The sequence below is a fragment of the Flavobacterium hercynium genome, assembly GCF_002217285.1.
GTDB classification, from domain to species: domain Bacteria; phylum Bacteroidota; class Bacteroidia; order Flavobacteriales; family Flavobacteriaceae; genus Flavobacterium; species Flavobacterium hercynium.
Map to the genome: position 1 here is coordinate 1 of NZ_MUGW01000002.1, position 20,204 is coordinate 20,204.

General features: G+C 33.1%; 15 protein-coding genes and 1 riboswitch. Of the genes, 5 read left to right on the forward strand and 10 right to left on the reverse strand.

What is annotated here, in order from left to right:
- Positions 1–722 precede the first annotated feature (722 nt).
- Positions 723–945: riboswitch (cobalamin riboswitch) on the forward strand.
- Between the two features lie 209 nt (positions 946–1,154).
- A complete protein-coding gene (locus B0A66_RS00295; RefSeq protein WP_089047853.1) occupies positions 1,155–2,705 on the forward strand; it encodes a PL29 family lyase N-terminal domain-containing protein in 1,551 nt (516 codons plus the stop codon).
- Between the two features lie 232 nt (positions 2,706–2,937).
- Here B0A66_RS00295 and B0A66_RS00300 read toward each other — a convergent pair whose 3' ends face one another.
- Entirely contained in the window at positions 2,938–3,243 is a 306-nt protein-coding gene (locus B0A66_RS00300; RefSeq protein ID WP_089047854.1) for a hypothetical protein, read from the reverse strand.
- 535 nt (positions 3,244–3,778) lie between these two features.
- Between B0A66_RS00300 and B0A66_RS00305 the strand changes: the two genes are divergently transcribed.
- Both B0A66_RS00305 and B0A66_RS00310 read left to right on the forward strand, forming a co-directional pair.
- Positions 3,779–4,267, forward strand: coding sequence for a DUF1761 domain-containing protein (locus B0A66_RS00305; RefSeq protein WP_089047855.1), 489 nt, complete (start codon positions 3,779–3,781; stop codon positions 4,265–4,267).
- 120 nt (positions 4,268–4,387) lie between these two features.
- A complete protein-coding gene (locus B0A66_RS00310) occupies positions 4,388–5,533 on the forward strand; it encodes a GNAT family N-acetyltransferase (RefSeq protein WP_089047856.1) in 1,146 nt (381 codons plus the stop codon).
- A gap of 1 nt (position 5,534) precedes the next feature.
- Here B0A66_RS00310 and B0A66_RS00315 read toward each other — a convergent pair whose 3' ends face one another.
- Positions 5,535–6,404: a diacylglycerol/lipid kinase family protein gene (locus tag B0A66_RS00315; RefSeq protein WP_089047857.1), complete on the reverse strand. Its 870-nt coding sequence runs from the start codon at positions 6,402–6,404 to the stop codon at positions 5,535–5,537.
- Positions 6,405–6,466: 62 nt separating this feature from the next.
- Here B0A66_RS00315 and B0A66_RS00320 point away from each other — a divergent pair, with 62 nt between their 5' ends.
- The gene (locus tag B0A66_RS00320) at positions 6,467–7,429 is read left to right on the forward strand and encodes an App1 family protein (RefSeq protein ID WP_089047858.1); all 963 of its coding nucleotides are present in this window, start codon (positions 6,467–6,469) and stop codon (positions 7,427–7,429) included.
- 121 nt (positions 7,430–7,550) lie between these two features.
- On the opposite strand, the gene B0A66_RS00325 is transcribed toward B0A66_RS00320, so the two are convergent.
- The gene (locus tag B0A66_RS00325; RefSeq protein WP_089047859.1) at positions 7,551–9,464 is read right to left on the reverse strand and encodes an ABC-F family ATP-binding cassette domain-containing protein; all 1,914 of its coding nucleotides are present in this window, start codon (positions 9,462–9,464) and stop codon (positions 7,551–7,553) included.
- A gap of 75 nt (positions 9,465–9,539) precedes the next feature.
- On the opposite strand from B0A66_RS00325, the gene B0A66_RS00330 reads away from it, so the two are divergent.
- Positions 9,540–9,923 carry a DUF983 domain-containing protein gene (locus B0A66_RS00330; RefSeq protein ID WP_089047860.1) on the forward strand — a complete coding sequence of 128 codons (384 nt, stop codon included), beginning with the start codon at positions 9,540–9,542 and terminating at the stop codon, positions 9,921–9,923.
- Here the strand turns inward: B0A66_RS00330 and B0A66_RS00335 are convergent.
- The 7 genes from B0A66_RS00335 to topA all read right to left on the reverse strand — a co-directional run bounded on the left by B0A66_RS00335 (position 9,904) and on the right by topA (position 19,779).
- A complete protein-coding gene (locus B0A66_RS00335) occupies positions 9,904–10,977 on the reverse strand; it encodes an NAD(P)/FAD-dependent oxidoreductase (RefSeq protein WP_089047861.1) in 1,074 nt (357 codons plus the stop codon). The genes B0A66_RS00330 and B0A66_RS00335 overlap by 20 nt on opposite strands.
- A gap of 77 nt (positions 10,978–11,054) precedes the next feature.
- Positions 11,055–12,044, reverse strand: coding sequence for a type IX secretion system ring subunit PorN/GldN (gene porN, locus B0A66_RS00340; RefSeq protein ID WP_089047862.1), 990 nt, complete (start codon positions 12,042–12,044; stop codon positions 11,055–11,057).
- Positions 12,045–12,088: 44 nt separating this feature from the next.
- The gene (porM, locus tag B0A66_RS00345) at positions 12,089–13,630 is read right to left on the reverse strand and encodes a type IX secretion system motor protein PorM/GldM (RefSeq protein WP_089047863.1); all 1,542 of its coding nucleotides are present in this window, start codon (positions 13,628–13,630) and stop codon (positions 12,089–12,091) included.
- A gap of 52 nt (positions 13,631–13,682) precedes the next feature.
- Entirely contained in the window at positions 13,683–14,330 is a 648-nt protein-coding gene (gene porL / locus B0A66_RS00350; RefSeq protein WP_089047864.1) for a type IX secretion system motor protein PorL/GldL, read from the reverse strand.
- Positions 14,331–14,398: 68 nt separating this feature from the next.
- On the reverse strand, positions 14,399–15,811 hold the full coding sequence (porK, locus tag B0A66_RS00355) for a T9SS ring complex lipoprotein PorK/GldK (RefSeq protein ID WP_089047865.1): 1,413 nt from the start codon (positions 15,809–15,811) through the stop codon (positions 14,399–14,401).
- Positions 15,812–16,074: 263 nt separating this feature from the next.
- Complete coding sequence (locus B0A66_RS00360) at positions 16,075–17,226, reverse strand: formimidoylglutamase (protein WP_089047866.1); 1,152 nt, start codon at positions 17,224–17,226, stop codon at positions 16,075–16,077.
- Positions 17,227–17,244: 18 nt separating this feature from the next.
- Positions 17,245–19,779 carry a type I DNA topoisomerase gene (gene topA / locus B0A66_RS00365; protein ID WP_089047867.1) on the reverse strand — a complete coding sequence of 845 codons (2,535 nt, stop codon included), beginning with the start codon at positions 19,777–19,779 and terminating at the stop codon, positions 17,245–17,247.
- Positions 19,780–20,204: the final 425 nt, after the last annotated feature.

Below are 20,204 nucleotides of genomic sequence, written 5' to 3' on the forward strand. Positions count from 1 at the left end.
TTCTTCTTTTTATTGTTGTTCTTTGCTACACTGCTGTCCTAGCCCTGATGGGAGTGGAAATCCTTTGGCTTTTTCCTTTAAAAAGCTAAAGATTACTTCACCTAGCTTTTATTTTAGTCGGAGTTCAGTGAACTTCGTTTGTAGCGGACAGCGGGAAATAGCTCCTCAAAACTATACTTCTTCGTTATTATATACATTAAACCTAACAGGTTTTGGAAACCTGGTAGGTTGTTGCTACTTATATATACCATATTCACTTATTACTAATACTACTTGATAAGTTAGACTTAATAGTTTTTTTTGGAAACTTCGTCGGTTATTGTTTTTTATATAATACTTGATACACTACACTTAGTTAAACCTACAAGGTTTTCAAAACTTTGCAGGTTGTTGACTCCTTATATATAGGTATAATAAAAAAGCTTTCTTTATTGTTCTTTGATTTACTCCTTATATATAGTCGCAAAACAAATCTATAGATATAGCATCAAATACTATACGTATGTAAATTGGCACGTCTACCCTATTATTTAGTTGTTTTTCATAATAACTAATATCTAAAACACCTTTGTTTAATTGTTTCTTTTTTTCTAACACTTAATATTTCATACTAATTCTGCATTTACGATTAGAAAAAGAAATACTTTTTTTACATAAATCTACTTTTGACTATGTTTAGGACTTTTTCCTGCAAAACAATGTTTTAACATAGTAGTTTGTGTTACATTTGCAGCCGCAATGGTTTAGCTACAACTTTTCAAGGGTAGTTAACGAAGAGGGAATCAGGTGAAAATCCTGAGCAAGCCCGTTACTGTAAGTTCCATGCAACATTTTGACTGATCTGCTTTTATGCGATCTTATCTTTTGCCACTGCATTTTATAAATGTGGGAAGGCGGTTCAAAATGGGAATAAGTCAGGAGACCTGCCACTGCCTATTAATTCGAGCTTTCGTGGACCAGAGTTTCGGAAAAAATACGGTTATCAAACTAACATTTGATTTAGATTTTTCATTTAAAAACTATTTTTTTTATAAATAGATTATTTTGCTATGCACTCGTGCTTAGTAGGTTTTCTAACCTGCTTTATGATGTAGTATGCTTATTTGTATGGAATTAAAAACTAACTATAACTAATAACCTTTAAATTTTTAAAAATGAAGAAAATAGTACTTATGTTGTCAGTCATTTTATTACTGTCGGGATGTTATAAAGATGATATTAACGATCTTAAAAACGATGTTAATAACCTGAAAGAAAGAATGGCTCAATATGAAAACCTACTGGATGTTTTAAACAAAAGACTTTACGTGGTAAGTTATGAGACTAAAGATGGTAACTATGTTATTACAATGAGTGACGGATCTAAACTGTCTGTTCGTAATGCTTCGTCGTTTATTGAGATTGGAGAAAATGGTAATTGGTGGATTGATGGTATAGATAGTGGAAATAAAGCAATTGCAGAAGAAGGAAAAGCTCCAAAAATTGCAATTGGACAAAATGGGAATTGGTTTATTAACGATGAAGACACTGGTGTCTCTGCAGCTGCACAGAAAGGAAAGGATGCTGCGGAAATCATTTCTGTTTCTATTACAAACGGTATTATGACTTTTACTTTTGCTGACGGTCGCACGATTAGTATTCCGGCAAATACTCCAGAGATTACTTTAACTAGTCCAAATGGTGGTTTTGTGTTGGACAAAATGAGATGGTTTAAGGTTTTACCTCAAATAAAATACCCTGTTGGTGCGACTTACAAATGGCTTGTAAATAACGAAGAAGTATCTTCTACTGCAGATTTATTATATATTTTTGGTGTAGCGGGAACTTACAACATTGAGCTTATCGCAAAAAATGGTGTTGGTGAAGATTCTAAAACTTTTACTGTTACTGTAAATGAGAAAGCATACAATAATAAAATTACTCAGGTATTCGATTTCTTGCCGGCGCCTGGGCAATTCACCAATGAGCTTCCTAATGGTAAGATTACAGACACTGATGAAACGATGCGTCTAAAAGCGGAGACCGCTCTTACCGCAAATGGAATGGTGAGCCTTGGTGGATTTGGAGGTTATATTGTATTTGGATTTGATCATACTGTTATTAATAAAGAAGGCAATGACTTTATTGTATTAGGTAATGCATTTAATGATTGGGCAGAACCGGGTATTATTATGGTTTCTTATGATTCTAATGAAAATGGAAAACCAGATGATGAATGGTTTGAAATTGCCGGATCTGAACATAACAAAGCGACTACTATTAAAAACTACGAAATAACCTATTACAAACCAGAAACAGAGCCTACAAATCTAAATGAGCCAAATTATATTCGTTGGACTGACAATCAGGGAGCGACTGGTTATCTTGCTAAAAACCAATGGCACAGACAATCTTTTTATCCTTTATGGAAAGGCGAAACTCTTACTTATAAAGGTACTTTCCTGAAATCTAATATATATGATAAATCCGGAGTTGGAAACAATTGGGCAAATCCTGCTTATGAATGGGGATATGCTGATAACTGGGCTAATGGAGATGTAAGAGCACAAATCGATATTAGCTGGGCTGTAAATGCAAAAGGTGAATCAGTAAAATTAAAAGGAATTGACTTTGTCAGAGTTTATAATAGTAACCGTGCCGAAGGTGGATGGCTAGGTGAAGTTTCTACTGAAATAAACGGATTTAAAGATTTGAATTTACCATAATGTAAAAATATTGCAAAGTGATTCTTTACTACATTTTGTAATTAACCTTTTTAGTAAATCATGTTTTGGAACTTATCCTTAGGATAATTTAAGAGGCTTCAGAGAAATCTGGAGCTTTTTTTATTATACCATAAAAGCTGTTTGCTGTAAAAATCAATCAATACTGAGCATAAAAAAACTGTTCATTATACAATAAACAGTCTTCTATAATATCTATGTTAACTTAAAACAATTACGCCATGAACAAAGCGTATTTATTGTAATTAAATAATACTAAATCGTAAGGCACTAATTTTGGGTTTACTTTTTCTGATGAAGCATTAAAATTAATCCCATGATGCTTTCTGAACAAATAAATCTCTTTTAAACAATTGGATAAACTTTGATGAATAGCGGTTGTAAAGGTAGGCAACTGCTGATCTCCAACTAATAAATCTATTTGATAATTAGAACTGCTTTTAGAAAGGTTATTACCTATAATTCTTATTGTGAATGTGGTTGATTTCCCGTATTGTTCACCTTGATACTGTACTACCATAATTGTATTATTAAAAGGGTTTTAAATTATTCTTTTGGTACTTTAATAGTCATGATTTAAAATCGTTATTAAAGTTATGAAAAAAAAATAAATTGCTATAAATAGTGCTATTTAATTTTTAATCGACCGCAAAGTTACTGCAAAAAAAATCTATAAAAACGGATTTAATCGTTCAACTTTTCAAAATCTTAATCTCTACTATCATCAATACAAAAAATTCCACATACTGTATTAGTAACCAGTAAATTAAATCTTAAAACCAAAACTATAGAAAAGAAAAAAACCGTAACAAATTACGGTTTTCAACAATTAACTAAATAAATTTAATCAACTTTTTAACGAGGGTAAAGTTCATTCATAAGCACGATTAATTTTCAGGGCTAAAATTATACAAAATCACAGACATACAACAGAAAATATCGATAAAGTATAGCAATAAATATAAAAATTAACACCTTATCCTGTTTTTTCTACATCGTAGAATAATGGCTATTTTTTAGTAAATTTGAAGAACTAACCGTAAAAACCTCACAATATGGAAATTAACTTTACAGCATTACTTCTTGCAGCTATTACAACTCTTTTTGCAGGATTTATTTGGTATCATCCAAGTGTTTTTGGAACGATCTGGATGAGAGAGAACAATTTTACTAAGGAATATCTAAGTAAAGGAAACATGCTAAAAATATTTGGATTTACTTATCTCTTTTCTCTAATGATAACAATACCGCTAATGTCATTAACAATTCACCAATCCGGCGCAATTGGCATGGTGGGCGGACCACCATTAATAGAAAGTGCAAAACCATCATTTCAAGCTTTTATGGCAGATTACGGAATGGCTTTTCGCACTTTTAAGCACGGAGCTCTTCACGGTTTTATGGCTGGTTTGTTTTTTGCTTTACCTGTATTGGGTATAAATGCATTGTTTGAGAGGAAATCATGGAAACTTATATTTATTCATGGTGGTTATTGGATTTTAGTATTGACTCTTATGGGAGGTATTATATGCCAATTTGCCTAATTATAAATAAACTAAACCCTGTTTGAAAACAATTTCAAACAGGGTTTTCTTAATAATAACTTAAACTTCATGAGGTGTTGTAAATATTATCTAATTTTGGAAGAAAACTAGCTTTCACTCTTGAGTACAACTTATTCTTTCCAAATTTACAATAGCGCATCATCATTACCTTTAGAATGGAATTCGCTTACTCCTAATAACATTTTTTTGACCAGAGAATATCTCGAAGTACTCGAAAAATCTTCTCCGGTTAATATGATTTGCAATTTTATTGGCATTTTTAAAAGTGATGTCTTAATTGGAATTGCTTTAACTCAATTTCTATTTGCAGAAAAATTGGAATCGTTTGGAGAACGTGATCAATGTTTGAAGACTTCTGTGCGAAATTTTGCTTTTAAAAAATTTGCTTCGCATGTGCTATTTGTAGGCAACAACATGCTTACGGGACAGAATGCTTTTTCTTTTTCGGCAAATGCTAATCAGGCAAAAGTTTATAAAACACTTCACAAAGCTATAAAACAGCTAAAAAAAGATTTCAAAGAGAGAGGACGAAAAGTTCACATCACGAGCATAAAAGATTTTACAGCTACTGAAATTGAACCTCTAAAAGCAGAATTTAAAAACAATTATACTTTTTCGACTCAGCCTAATATGGTTTTTGATATCAATGAAAGCTGGAAAAACGAACAGGACTACATTGATGCTCTTTCAAAAAAATACCGCGATCAATATAAAAGAGCCCGTAAAAAAGCGGACGGAATTGTAAAACAAAAAATGTCGTTAGCCGAAATTACAGCGCATGAAGATGTAATTTATGATTTGTATTTTCACGTTGCTAAAAACGCTCCTTTCAACACTTTCTTTCTTGCCAAAAACCATTTCCGCATTTTTAAAGAGATCATGAAAGAAAATTTTCTTTTTTATGGTTATTTTTTAGACGAAAAACTTATTGGATTCAATACTCTGATCAAGAACGGAAATGTAATGGATACCTATTTTTTAGGTTACGATGAAAAAATTCAACGTGAAAGAATGCTTTATCTCAACATGCTCTACGATATGATTGCATATTCTGTAAACCAAGGTTTTTCTGAAATTGTTTTTGCCAGAACAGCATTGGAGATCAAAAGCTCTGTTGGTGCGAAACCTATTAAAATGTACGGTTTACTTACGCACAGCAATGCACTTATCAATCATAACATTGCTAAACTCTTCAATTATCTTGAACCCAAAACTGACTGGCAAGAACGTAATCCGTTTAAATAGATTACGGAATCGCAATTTTCATTTGTTTGTGCAAGATATGTATTTCTAATAGGTCCTGTGCTCCGCAATATTCTCCATCAATCTGAAAATTGACTTTGTAGTCTGTTTTTATGGTGGCTTTATCTGTCGAAATAATTACAACATCCTCTGAATCAATTGGCATATTTCCGGTAATAATTTTACCGAGTAACAATAAATCAAGGCTTTTTAGAATTACCAGTTCAAACTTACCATCGTTCATAGAACCATGCGGATTAATCGTTACGCCGGTTCCATACTTTTGAGAATTTGCGATTACAATGATTCTGGCTGTATGATCGACTACTTCTTTATTTGTTGAAATGGTCGCAACAAATGGAGCGGCTGAGTCTACTAAAGTTGTATAGGCCTGCAATGCATAACCCCAAAAACCTCTTAAATTGCTTTCTTCGTAATTTTTGACAAGATCAGCATTGATTCCAATATCACTCAAATGGATGCTTTTCTTGCCATTAATGCAAATCATATCCATCTCAATGAAGTGATTTAAAAATGCTACTTTCAAATTTTCTTCGATTGTGGAGGGCAAATTTAAATCTACAGATAATCCATTTGCAGAACCTGCTGGCAAAATTCCAATAATAACATCATGCTCTTCCATCGCTTCGGCCACCATTTTTATGGTACCATCACCACCGGCCACTATAATTCGATCCGGAATATTTTCATTATAAAGTTTTTGTATTTGTTTAATATCGTTGGAACCTGTAGTTTCATAAACTTCAAGGTCAAAATGATTTGTTGTTGCGAATTCTTGTACCGCTTCTATTAAATCTGATTTATCCAGATCTCCAGAAATAGGATTTACCACAAAAATGATATTCTTTTTCAAAATTTAATTTTTAAAACCAATTAAAATAATTAATTTACAGTCTCTATAAAAATACGCAATTAATGAAACCAATCCTACAATTATATCGAGGTTATGCTAATGAACAAGAATTAATTGTAATGGGGCATGTTTTTAAGAGAACCTATGATTATGATTTTCAGAAGAAAAACTTTAAAAATGCCACTTCAATCATCAATCAATTTAGAATAAAAACGATTAAAAATTATGATGTTTACCTGAAATGTGGAAATCTGGAGATTCATTCGAAAACGCTGGATGACGGCTATTTTAAATTTTGTATCCCGATTGAAAAAGAATTCGATTTTGGATGGATGGAATATGAAGTTAGTCTGAAATATAAAGGAGGAACGATAACATCAAAGGATAGTTTTATTAGACCTCATAAAGGAAATCTGGGCATTATATCTGATATTGATGATACTTTTTTAATTTCTCACACTAAAAATATTTTCAAAAAAATCTATATTCTTTTGTTTCGAAATGTAAATGACCGTAAAGTTTTTAAAGACGTTGTTCCACACTATCAAGCTTTAAGTTCGGCAGGACGCAATAATAAAGAAGAACAAAATGCCTTTTTTTATATTTCGAGCAGTGAATGGAATCTATATCGCTTTATTACCAAATTCACTAAACTTCATCAGTTACCAAGGGCGGTTATTTTACTGAAAGATATAAAAAGAGGAGTTACTGATTTTTTTATGAGCGGAAGAGGAAATCATGATCATAAATTTGATAAAATAAAACATGTTCTGGAATTTTATCCTCATCTAAAATATGTTTTACTAGGCGATGATTCACAACATGATCCAGTGCTTTACGAACGAATATGTAAAATATTTCCGTTGACGGTTAAAGCTGTTTACATTAGACAAACTGGAAAACGAGAAAAAAAAGAAACAAGGGTAATTTTAAAAAACTTAGAAGATTTAAATATTTCTGTTTGCTATTTTAAAGATAGCAGTCAGGCCATCATGCATTCAAGAGCGCTTGGCATTATTAAATAAGGTTACTAAATAGGTAAAAAAAATGCATTTCATGTCGAAAAAAGATCTAAAGAAACTTTTTTCAGAACACAGAAATGCATTTTTTTATTCCAGTAAAAGCTTAAAAACGATAAGAATGTTTTTAAACGCTTAAATTATCAATTTCTTCCTGAACAACTTCCCAATCCAGTAATAATTGATCTAAATCTTGTTTCTTTTTATTGTAAGCCGTAAAGAAAGAAGCGTCTTCGATATGTTTATCATAGTTAGATGCTAATAACTTATCATCGTGCTGAATATCTTTTTCTAACTGTTTTATTTGACTCTCAACTTTACTCAATCTGTTTTGCAGTGCCTTACCTTTTTTCTGATCTTCGTACGATGCTTTATTATTTTCTTTTGGAGCTGCTGATTTTGCAACATCTTTCTTTTCGACTTCGCGCATATTTTCAAGATTGCGCTGCTCTAAGAAATAGTTGATGTCTCCTAAATATTCTTTAATTTTTTGATCTTTGAATTCATAAACGATATTAGACATTCCCTGAAGAAAATCTCTATCGTGCGAAACTAACAACAATGTTCCACCAAATTTTTGAAGAGCGGCTTTTAAAACGTTTTTAGATTTTATATCTAAGTGATTCGTAGGCTCATCCATTAATAAAACATTGATTGGCTGTAATAACAATTTACAAAGTGCCAAACGGTTACGTTCTCCTCCTGAAAGTACCTTTACTTTTTTCTCGACATCATCTCCACGAAATAAAAATGAACCCAACATATCACGAACTTTTGAACGGTTGGTATCCATTGCTGCATCTTCCATGGTTTGAAGCAACGTAATTTCTCCATCAAGGTATTCTGCCTGATTTTGAGCAAAATATCCTAATTGAACATTATGCCCTAGTTTAATGCTTCCCTGATATTCAAATTCATCTACAATAGCTTTTATAAAAGTTGACTTTCCCTGACCATTTTGTCCAACAAAAGCAATTTTACTTCCACGTTCTACTAATAAATTAATATCTTTTAGAATCGTCTTGTCTCCGTAAGCTTTAGTAACATTTTCAGCTTCAACAACAACTCTTCCCGGTTCTTTTGAAACTGGAAAAGAGATATTCATTACTGAATTATCGTCTTCATCAACTTCAATTCTTTCTACTTTATCTAATTTTTTAATTAACGATTGCGCCATCGAAGCTTTTGAAGCTTTTGCACGGAATTTTTCGATTAATTTTTCTGTTTCCTCAATTTTCTTTGCCTGATTCTTTTGGGTGGCTAGTTGTTTTTCACGGATTTCGTGACGCAATTCTAAATATTGAGAATACGGTTTATTAAAATCATAGGCTTTTCCTAATGAAATTTCTATTGTACGATTGGTAACATTATCCAGGAACATTTTATCGTGCGAAACGATAACCACAACTCCAGGATAATTACGCAAGAAACTCTCTAACCAAATGATACTTTCGATATCTAAGTGATTCGTAGGCTCATCCAGCAATAAAACATCATTAGACTGCAATAAAAGTTTAGCAAGTTCTATACGCATTCTCCAACCTCCAGAGAATGTTTCCGTCTGGTTGTTAAATACTTCTCTTTTAAATCCTAATCCTAAAAGAATTTTCTCAGTATCTCCAACATAATTGTAACCTCCCAAAAGCTCAAAACGATGTGTATAATCAGAAAGATCTTCAATAATCTGACTGTACTCTTCGCTTTCATAATCAGTTCTGGTAACCAATTGATGATTGATTTGCTCTAATTTTTTCTCTACAACTTTAATATCAGTAAAAGCTTCATAAGCTTCTTCTAAAACAGTTCTCCCTTGTTCAAAATCAATATCCTGACGAAGAAAACCTAATCGTATTTCTTTTTCGGTAGCGATCTGACCTGAATCTGGTTTGAAATCACCTGCCAAAATTTTTAGCATGGTAGATTTTCCTGCACCATTCTTTCCAACTAGTCCAACCCGATCTCCAGCACCTAAACGAAAAGTTACTTCTTCAAACAAATAAGAACCTCCAAAAGAAACCGATAAATTATGTATATTAAGCATTGTATTGTTATTTTATAACTAATTGATTGTGTAAATTTACACCCCCGAATTAATGGGAAATTTAATTTTTTGCAAATGTTAAAAAAAGGATTGAAAATAAATAGCATTTTAACAGGAAGTTGTCCAAAATGTCAAAATGAAAGTATGTATTCGGACAAAAACATGCTTCATTTGACTAAAGTTCTAAAAATGAACGACAATTGCAGTCATTGCGGTTTAAAATATCAAATCGAACCTTCCTTTTTTTATGGTGCAATGTATGTAAGTTATGGCTTGAATGTGGCTGTAGGAATTGCCGCTTTTATTGTTTCTTTTGTTTTTTTCAAAACAACAATAGAGCAATCTTTCCTGGCTATAATTATTACGCTAGTTGTTCTTTTTCCTTTCGTACTTCGTCTTTCCAGAAACATTTACATTAATATGTTCATTTCATACGATCCTAAGGCCGGGAAGAAATAATACTTTTTAAATATTTCTTATGGAATCGTTCTATAGCAATCTCACGGTCTAATGGAATTCCATTTTCTATATAATCATACAATGCTTGTGCCATAGCAGGTCCAAGCATTACACCTCGAGTCCCCAGACCATTTAAGATATGAAGGGATTTGCGCTCGTAGTGCGTTCCTATTAATGGTCTTCTGTCTTTAACCGTTGGACGAACTCCTGCATAATGTTCTATTATTTCAAAATCGCATGTAATAATTTCTTTTATTCGCTCTAATAGTTCTTGTTTCGCTTCTTCAGTGGGCGTATCTGTTTTATCATTCCAATTGTATGTTGCTCCCACTTTATAAAGATCTCCTCCTACAGGCAATATGAATACGCTTGTATTAACAATAACATCAAGATTGAGATTAGGTGCCTTAATCAAAAATAGTTCTCCTTTAGTACCATCTAATGGCAGATAATTAAAAAAGGGGTTTTTATGCAATCCAAAACCTTCTGCAAAGATGATATGTCTTGCTTTGATATTTTTATACTGAACTGAATCATCAAAAAACTCGATGTAACTGCTAACAAAAGTTTCTTCTAACAACAAATCGTTTTGCAGTAAATAATCTTTGTAACTGTTTAATAGCGCAGCTAAATCTACATATCCTGTATGTAGTACTTCCCCATAGTCGTAAGGAGAATCAATACTATTGTATTTTGTAGTAATCAGTTTTGTAGATAAAAAAGGAGCTAAATTTATTTTATCTGAAGCTGCAAACCAATTGTTTTGCTCTTCGATTGAAAAAAACTTTCGTAAAATTGGGAGTTCGAAATTAAACTTTGTTTTTAATTTATTCTCAATGTTATTGTAAAACTCATCCATTACAACAAGTTGCTCTTGTGCTTTCCAAACTTCGCTGAATCGCTTTAAAATAACAGGATTGTATAGTCCTCCGGCTATTCTTGATGAATTCTGAGATTTATCATTAATAACTAAAATTGTTTTATTGTTTTTTAGCGCAACTTCCGCAAATGAAATTCCTGCTAATCCGGATCCGACAATGAGATAATCAATCATATTTGTGTATTAGTAAAATAAAAAAACTCTTACTACAAAGGTAGTAAGAGTTTTTATTATAATGTAATTTTAGATACTTAGTAGTTCCACATATCTTGTTCGAAGTTACGAATCTTCTCTTTTACTCTTTCAGATTCTAACAACTGATTTTGTGCATTGTCTTTCATGTAATCTTTGATCTCACGATCTCCGTACAAGTTTTCTTCTTTATACACTACAGCATTAAAACGTCTTGAGTTTAAGATCTGATCGAATGAGATTGGAAGTGCTGAGTTGCTGTCATTAAATGCTTTTGCTTCGTGCAACGCATCTCTTGAATTTGGATAGAAAATCCAGAACAACTCAATATAATCCTTCTCATCACTATTCATCGTATACACGTCAGGAGTAATAGGACAAATACCTAATAAACGATATTTTAATTCACTTTGACGTTTGTCAAAATACCAATATCCTTTGATCTTGTATTGTGTTACATCTGCAGAAGTTAAATCTTGTTTCAAGATATACTCAGAAGGAACTGTTCTTGAAGGTGGAACTGTTTCATCAACATACGTTACCACTTTCTTTTTACCTGTACCAGTAACTACTTTTTTCTTAACAACACGTGTTACGTAGTCATCTGGGTATTGGTTGATTAATTCTCTACCTGCATCTGTTGTATCGATACGAGATAATGATCCTTCGATGTCTTTCAAAGATTTTTTAGTGTTAAAGTAACTATCAGCATATACCTCAGTTATTTTACCCTTTTTCATAGCTTTGGTTAAAACATCGTACAAAGAACGTCTGTCTGGACCAATGTTAGCAGTATCTACCGGAAAGTACAATGGAAAGTTGATTTTTTCGTTCAAATCAATAATTTCCCACGTAGTTTTCCCCATCAAAACATCTCTATCATCTACATATCCATAAGCTAAAGGCTTATCATTATCTGAGATAAGTTGTGCGGGAGTTTTAAGTCCAATTTGTGCAGGTGTTTTCGCATTAAGCAAATTTGATTGCGCGTTCGAAGCAAAACCTCCAGCGATAGAGACAATAGCTACTAAAAAATTTCTTACTTTCATCATGATATCATTATAAGATATTGAGCGTAGGTTTACCTACTTAATTATTGTATTTCATAAATTACCGGAGCAGTTCTTGGTAATAAATAACTACCAGCTCCAACAAGTTTTGTTTTAATTTCAGAAATAGTAACCTGATCTCCTTTACCCGCTTTCAAAAGAGCTGATTTACATTGTGCATTTAATCTGTTACCAGCAACAACAACTGTTGGTTGACCAGTAATTTTTAAATTAAATCCAACAACATCTAAACCAACTTCGAAATCGAAATCAAGTAATTTAGCTCCAATAGTAGCAATTTCTAAGTTAGACTTAGGTCCTTTTACAACACCCATTTCTCCTCTAATTGTACCTGTTGGTCCAGGAATACCTTTAATTCTAAATGTTTTTTTGTCAGTAACTTTATCACCATTTGGTAATGTTCCCGTTACAGAAATTGTAGTTTCTGTACCCTGACCCGGGCTCATGTTGTATTGACCTGCTTTACCAGCTGAAACTAATCCAGGAGCACTTGCAACAATTTTGTTAGCGTCTACACCTGCAAAAGATACAGAGATTGGGTTAACAACTCCTCTATAAACAACATTCATTTTGTCTGCAGAAATTGTAGCAGAGTTTGGTCTTGGTACTACCACGTAAGTTCCTTTGAATTTAAGTGGAATATTTTTACCATCTTCTAAGAATGAAAATTGTCCGTTGATGTTTTGTTCTCCAACACCACCTGCTGTTAATGAGATCACGGCTTGACCGTTTTCAATTTTCCCAGGTCCTTCAAAAGAAGTTGGTTTAGTGTTTTCGTCATAACGACCTAAAACAACTTTACCTGTAACTTTTTCTCCTTGAAAGTAAGCGTTTTTATCTAAAACCACAATTGCTTGATAGTTACTGTAAGAAGCAGCAGCAACAGCAGCTTTTCCTAATGCAGCACTATAAATATCAGATTCTGTTTTTTCGATATCACTTTGCCAAGCTGATAATTTAGCTAAAGAAGCTACAGCTGGGAAACCTTTAAAGTGGTAAGATAAATATTTGTCTTTTAAACCTTCTTTGTTTTTTACATCAGAAAGATCAAATTTCTTTTCTACTTCAGCTAAAATAGCAGCGTATTTTTTATCAGTACCTAAAGCTGCTTTCATCGTAGCTTTATATTTTTCGATTTTAGCGATAACCTCTTTACCTTTAGCGCTATATCCCTCACCTGTAAACCAAGTATCAAGATTATCACCTTTATCCATCGCTTCGTAAGGTAATTTTCCAGTTTCTTTTTCTACTTCGAAACCTTTTAATACGTCACCTTTTAATCCACCGATGAATGCGTAAAGCTCTTTAGAAGCTCCTTCAACTTTATGAGCAGTTACTGCAGCAATAGCAAATTCTCCTTTTGCTTCAGCAGCTTTTTGATCTAATGACATTAACATCGCAGCATTTGTTTGCTCTGATGCAGCATTAGCACTTTCAAACTTTTCATTCATCAAGCCAAAAGCAGATAAAACTTCTTTTGACATATTCATTGCTAACATCGCGATGAAAACCAGATACATCAGGTTAATCATCTTCTGTCTAGGGGTTAATTTTCCTCCTGCCATTTTTTTCTAATTAGTTCTTATTAATAAATTTAATATAATAGTTAAAAACTAATTATCCTTTGTTACTCATTGCAGAAAGCATACCGCCGTAAACATTGTTTAAAGAAGCAATGTTTGCAGTCATTGATTGCATTTGTTCTTTTAATTTTGATGCATTATCAGCGATTTCTTTATTAGCTTCAGCATTTCTTGATGCACTTTCTAATTGAACTTTATATAAGCTGTTTAATGATTCCATTTGAGCAGCAGCAAGAGATAATTCTTCTCCGTATTTTTTAGTAGAAGCAATAGAATCTACAGTAGGAGCAATTCCTTTAGCAGCTGATTCGAAGTTTTTGATGCTGTTTCCTAAACTTGACATTAACTCACCGTCAATTTTAGCTTCTTTCAACATTACATCTAATTTTTGAGATAATAAACCTTGAGCTTCAACGTTGCTCTCAACTTTATCTTCTTTCTTTCTAGCTTGTCCGTTAGCTAATTCAGGGTAAACAAGAGTCCAGTCTAATTCATCATCAACAGGTTCGAAAGCTGAAAGGGCAAAAATCGCAGCCTCAGTTAATAATCCAACAGAAAGCATAACTGTACCAGTTAATGGTCCAATCTCGAAGTGAGTAATTTTGAATAACGCTCCAACGATTACTACTGCCGCTCCCATACCATAAGCGAAATTCATTGTTTTTTTACTTAGTAATGCCATAATACTTTTTTTTAGGTTTTAATTTGAAATAGATTTGATTTGGTAATTGAATTTAATTATTGAATTTATTATAGTTTGCTTCCGCTGCTTTTCTTACTTCCGGTTACCTGAGTTCCCATATAATCTTGTACGGTTCTAAAACCGATATAACTTCTTGCTGAATCTGCATACTCATGGTCACGAGTACCTACTTGTAGGAAGTAAGCAACATCTTTCCAAGATCCACCACGAACAACTTTTCTTTGGTTTTTACCATCAATAACGTTTGGATTCATTGTAGAAACATACTCATATGCATTTGGATTGTAAGCTGAATCTGTCCACTCTGAAACGTTTCCTGCCATGTTGTATAAACCATATCCATTTACTTCATAAGATTTAGCTTCAACAGTATACAAAGCTTCATCAGCAGCATAATCTCCTCTACTTGGTTTAAAGTTTGCTAAGAAACAACCTCTATCACTTTTAGTATAAGGACCTCCCCAAGGGTATGTAGCTGATTCCAGACCACCTCTTGCAGCATACTCCCATTCTGCCTCTGTTGGCAATCTGAATGCGTTAACTAAATCACGTCCTTTTTTCTTAGATTTGATGTAACTGTTTTTGTTTAATGTTCTCCAAGCACAAAATGCTTTTGCTTGTTTCCATGTAACACCAACTACAGGATAATCTCCGTAAGCTTTGTGCCAGAAATAATCATTGTGCATTGGCTCATTATATGAATAAGAGAAATCTTTAATCCAAACTGTTGTATCAGGGTATACACCTATTTGCTCCGTTTTAACGAAGTCTTTTCTTTTTCCAACTTTTGCAGTAGCAGCAGCTTGAATATCCATCCAAGAATAACGGAATTTCAATTTATTAACATCTACTGTTCTTAAACCGTTGTATGATTCTTCAATTGGCAAATACAAAGAGTCCATTACTTCAGCGTAATATTCGTCTGGATAAGCTTTTGTATCTCTAATTAACTTAACTTTTTTGTTCAATTTTCTACCAGCATAAGGATCATCTTTAGTTCCAACGCTATAGTAGTTATCATACATGTATTTATCGTATGCCGTCATTTTATCCGGCTCAGAATCGTTAAATGCGAAATCAGCAATACTACCAGCTTTTTTCCCTTTACCATCTCCTGTACCTTTTTGTCCAGTTTCATCAGCTAAAATCGCTAAACGAACTCTCATTGTAGAATCTTTTACCCATTCCACAAACTGACGGTACTCACTGTTCGTAATTTCAGTCTCATCCATGTAAAAAGAACGAACTGTTACTGTTTTAGTTGGAGCATCTTCCACATTAGCTAAATCAGCATCTGATTTACCCATAATAAAAGATCCACCCGGAACTAATGTCATTCCATAAGGTTTTTCAGGATGCCATTTCCCTCCTGTAACACCAACTAACTCACCTTTGTCTCCTGACTTACCACAGCCAATTACTAGTGTTAACATTGCTGCAAATGCAATAAACTTCTTCATATAAATTTGGGATTATCTATTCATTATTATAAGTCCGTAAACGTATTTATTATTTATTAAAAAAACAACACTACTCACGAAATTTATTTCACCGTTCAAAAATAATGTTAAATAAAATAAAAAAAAAATATTTTGTCGATAAACTGCCGTGTAATACCGATGTAAAACGTTAAATTTTATATTATATAAACCTTATCCTACTAATTAATTTTAACAAATTTTTAATAATTTTATTATTTCAAGAATTTCGTTAAATTTTCGTTCTACAAAGCGTTTTTTCTTTGCGCTTTCCACCATCTTTCTGGTAATTCTTGATTACAAGCGCTCAAATATTCTTCGTAAGAACATGGTAATAACGTATTTCTTTTCAATTTATTATGACCATTAGATTCGTAGGGAATTTCAATCCACCAACGATCCGTTTTATCACTTTTATAAAATATTAATTCCTCTTCTTCGAGCGGAACTATATACTTTAAATAATTTGTTCTGCTGCCAAATGGATACTCTTTAGAACGATAATGATAACCTTCTATAAAATACCATACAATTTGAGCAATTATACCCGATTCCTGCACACTGCTATTGTGATTAAAAACTCCAAAAGAAGAAACTTTATCACTAATTCCAGCGTATCTTGCCAACGAACAAATCTCTTTTCCATTAAAACCATTCGGTTCAAATGTAACATTATTACCTGAATCCGAAGACTTTACAGAGTTTAAATCTATACTAACCAAATCCGCGTCTCTGAAAACCGGCTCTGCCAATGCAATCTTATTTGAAATCTCACCTAAACGATAAGCATCAAAAAACAATTTTTCGATCAAATCTATCTCTTCCTGAGAATTGTAATAGGTTTGATATCCTATATTACAATAGTTAAACAGGTTATTTGGTTCGTCGATTATAATTTTAGTCAGATATGAATTAGCCGAAACGGTTTCGTTTTCTTTTCCAAAATCAAACTTATTATCTACGGCAACCATATTTACCATTTGCTCCAAATCATCATAAGCACGATATAGCGCATAGGTCAAATCTTGTGATCCTCCTACGACTATCGGAATCACTTTATTCTTAATTAAGGTAGATGTTACCTTTTTAAGAGCAAAGTAAGTATCTTCAACTGAATCGCCTGCCAGAATATCTCCTAAATCAGCAATTGACGCATCCCAATTACCCGGAAACATACCGTAAAGCTTTTTGCGCACAGCATTTAGATTTACCTCATTAATGATATCACTATTTCTACGATCTTCTAAAACACCAACTATAGCAATATTTATTTTGCTAATATCCGGAAATTGATCCTGAGTATGCAAAGCAATTTTGCTACCCAATTCTTGTGAAGATAACGAACTAATAAATTTTAAAATTTTTTCGTTAACTGGTTCTAGAAAATCAAATTCCATTCTTTATTCTTTTTTGTCTTATTTCTTTTTAGCAGCTGCTGTTTTAGCCGGTGCTTTTTTAGTTGCTGTTGCTTTCTTCGCTGTTGTCGCCTTTTTTGCCGGTGTTTTTTTCGCCGGTGTTTTCTTGGCAATCATTTCCTGAACTTCTTCTAATGTTAATTTTGTAGCATCAACATCTTTACTCAATTCAATTTTAATTTTGCCTTTGGTAATAACTGATCGTCCCCAACGTGCTTTTTCAACTAAAATTCCTTCGTCTTCCCAATTGTGAAGAACTTTATCTATATTTTTCTGTAATTTATCTTCAATTAACTCTTCAACGTCTGCTTGCGATAAATTATCAAAGTTGTATTTCTTACTTACATTAACAAAAAGACCATTCCATTTAATGAAAGGACCAAAACGTCCCACACCTTTTTGAACTGACTCGCCTTTGTAAACTGCGATTGGTGCATCAGCAAGTGCTTTTTCATCAATCAATTCCTGAGCTCTGTCTTTTGAAACTCCAAGTGGATCTTCTCCTCTTGGCAATGAAATAAAAACACTTCCGTGACGAACATAAGGTCCGTAACGCCCGTTACTTACTTCTACTTCTTCTCCTTTATATTCACCTAAACTTTTAGGTAACAAAAATAAGTTAAGTGCTTCTTCAAGTGTAATATTTCCGATATTCTGATCAGACATTAAACTGGCGAATTTTTTATCTTCGTCGTCTGCTTCTCCAATTTGAGCCATTGGGCCAAATTTTCCTAAACGAACAGATACTTGTCTTCCATCAGCATCTTTACCCAAAATTCTTTCACCGCTTTCGCGTTCTGCATTGGCCTCAACCTCTTTTACATTTGGATGGAATTTATCGTAAAACTCCTGCATCATGCTTGCCCAGTCAATATTTCCTTCTGCAATTTCGTCAAAATCCTGTTCTACTTTTGCTGTAAAGTTATAATCCAGAATATTACCAAAATTCTTCACTAAGAAATCTGTTACAATTGTTCCAATATCTGTTGGAACTAATTTTCCTTTGTCTGAACCTGTATTTTCTTTAAGTAATTTTTCGGCTACTTTATTCGCTTGTAAAGTAAGCTGCGTATAATTTCTTTCCTGACCTTCTAAGGTTCCTTTTTCAACATAATTTCTGTTGATGATTGTTGAAATTGTTGGTGCATAGGTAGACGGACGTCCAATTCCTAATTCCTCTAATTTCTTTACCAATGACGCCTCTGTATAACGCGCCGGCGGTCTTGAATATCTTTCTGTCGCTGTAATGTAATTATTAGCTAATTTTTCACTAACCTTTAACGCAGGCAACATACCTTCTTGTTCTTCTTCGTCATCATCGTGTCCTTCAAGATACACTTTAAGGAAACCTTCAAAAAGCAATACTTCTCCAGAGGCTGTAAAAACTTCACTATGATTATTAGCTTCTATTTTTACGTTTGTTCGCTCTAGCTGTGCATCACTCATTTGAGATGCTAATGTTCTTTTCCAGATCAAATCGTATAAACGAGCCTGATCACGATCTATATTTACAGTATGTCTTGACATATCTGTAGGACGAATTGCTTCGTGGGCTTCCTGCGCTCCTTTGCTTTTGTTTGCAAAAGTACGTGGCTTCGAAAATTCTTTCCCGTATGATTTTATAATTTCTGCTTCTGCAGCATCCATTGCATCTTTAGAAAGGTTTACACTATCAGTTCTCATATAGGTAATAAGTCCTGCTTCGTACAAACGCTGCGCAAGCTGCATGGTGATTCCTACTGGCAAATACAACTTTCTTGCTGCTTCTTGCTGCAAAGTAGATGTTGTAAATGGTGCTGTTGGCGATTTTTTGGTAGGTTTAGTTTCTAAATCTGCTACCTTATATTGTGAACCTATATTTTGTGCTAAAAAATCTTCGGCTTCTTTTTTTGTATTAAAGTTTTTGGGCAATTTAGCCTTAAACGCTTTTCCTGCTTCGTTAACAAACTCTGCTACTACAGAATAAGTCGCAACTGCATTGAAATTCTGAATCTCACGTTCTCTTTCTACAATTAAACGAACTGATACTGATTGTACACGTCCTGCAGAAAGTCCTCCTTTAATTTTTCTCCATAAAACAGGAGACAATTCATAACCTACTAAACGATCCAGAACACGACGTGCCTGTTGTGCATTTACCAGATTATAATCAATTTCTCTTGGATTCTCTATTGCTTTAAGAATCGCTGATTTTGTAATTTCGTGAAAAACAATTCTTTTTGTCTTTTTTATATCAAGCTTAAGTTCTTCCGCCAAGTGCCATGAAATAGCCTCACCCTCGCGGTCCTCATCGCTTGCCAGCCAAACCATTTCGGCTTTTTTAGATAGTGTTTTTAATTTACTTACTAAGGCTTTTTTCTCTGCTGAAACTTCGTATTTAGGTTTAAATCCATTTTCTACATCTACTCCTATTTCTTTTGATGGTAAATCGGCTATGTGACCATAACTAGACTCTACCTGAAAATCGCTTCCTAGAAATTTCTCGATCGTTTTCGCCTTTGCAGGTGATTCCACTATTACTAAATTCTTTGCCATTGGTCTATTTTTCTGCAGCAAAAGTATCTATTTTTTTTAAATATTAACCCCGCTAATTCATTTTTGAGATATTTTAATATTATGTTTCCAAAAATTACAGATTTATCTGTAAACTCTTCTATAATATATATAGGTACAATTTTTAAATGATCATGATCAATAAAATCTCTTTTATTTAACTAATAATATAGTTAGTCTTTTCATTAATTAACTGTAATCCAATAACTCTAAATTACTATACACTTCCTTTTTTTATCGATAAGGCATCAAATAAATGTCTCAATTTCTAATTGCATTTTTTTAACATTTTCTCAATATTTTTTGCTTTAAAAAAAGTTGTTTGAATATTTCACACAACAACAATAATCAGCAAACACCACTTGATCAACGCCTTAATGATATTATTACGATGCAAAGTAAAACAA

Bases quoted from the DNA above. Each gene is read 5' to 3' on its own strand.
- B0A66_RS00330 (WP_089047860.1), top strand. From the start codon at position 9,540: ATGTTAAAAAAAGGATTGAAAATAAATAGCATTTTAACAGGAAGTTGT.
- B0A66_RS00335 (WP_089047861.1), bottom strand. From the start codon at position 10,977: ATGATTGATTATCTCATTGTCGGATCCGGATTAGCAGGAATTTCATTT.
- B0A66_RS00320 (WP_089047858.1), top strand. From the start codon at position 6,467: ATGAAACCAATCCTACAATTATATCGAGGTTATGCTAATGAACAAGAA.
- porN (WP_089047862.1), bottom strand. From the start codon at position 12,044: ATGAAAGTAAGAAATTTTTTAGTAGCTATTGTCTCTATCGCTGGAGGT.
- B0A66_RS00360 (WP_089047866.1), bottom strand. From the start codon at position 17,226: ATGGAATTTGATTTTCTAGAACCAGTTAACGAAAAAATTTTAAAATTT.
- B0A66_RS00295 (WP_089047853.1), top strand. From the start codon at position 1,155: ATGAAGAAAATAGTACTTATGTTGTCAGTCATTTTATTACTGTCGGGA.
- porL (WP_089047864.1), bottom strand. From the start codon at position 14,330: ATGGCATTACTAAGTAAAAAAACAATGAATTTCGCTTATGGTATGGGA.
- B0A66_RS00300 (WP_089047854.1), bottom strand. From the start codon at position 3,243: ATGGTAGTACAGTATCAAGGTGAACAATACGGGAAATCAACCACATTC.
- B0A66_RS00305 (WP_089047855.1), top strand. From the start codon at position 3,779: ATGGAAATTAACTTTACAGCATTACTTCTTGCAGCTATTACAACTCTT.
- topA (WP_089047867.1), bottom strand. From the start codon at position 19,779: ATGGCAAAGAATTTAGTAATAGTGGAATCACCTGCAAAGGCGAAAACG.
- porK (WP_089047865.1), bottom strand. From the start codon at position 15,811: ATGAAGAAGTTTATTGCATTTGCAGCAATGTTAACACTAGTAATTGGC.
- porM (WP_089047863.1), bottom strand. From the start codon at position 13,630: ATGGCAGGAGGAAAATTAACCCCTAGACAGAAGATGATTAACCTGATG.
- B0A66_RS00325 (WP_089047859.1), bottom strand. From the start codon at position 9,464: ATGCTTAATATACATAATTTATCGGTTTCTTTTGGAGGTTCTTATTTG.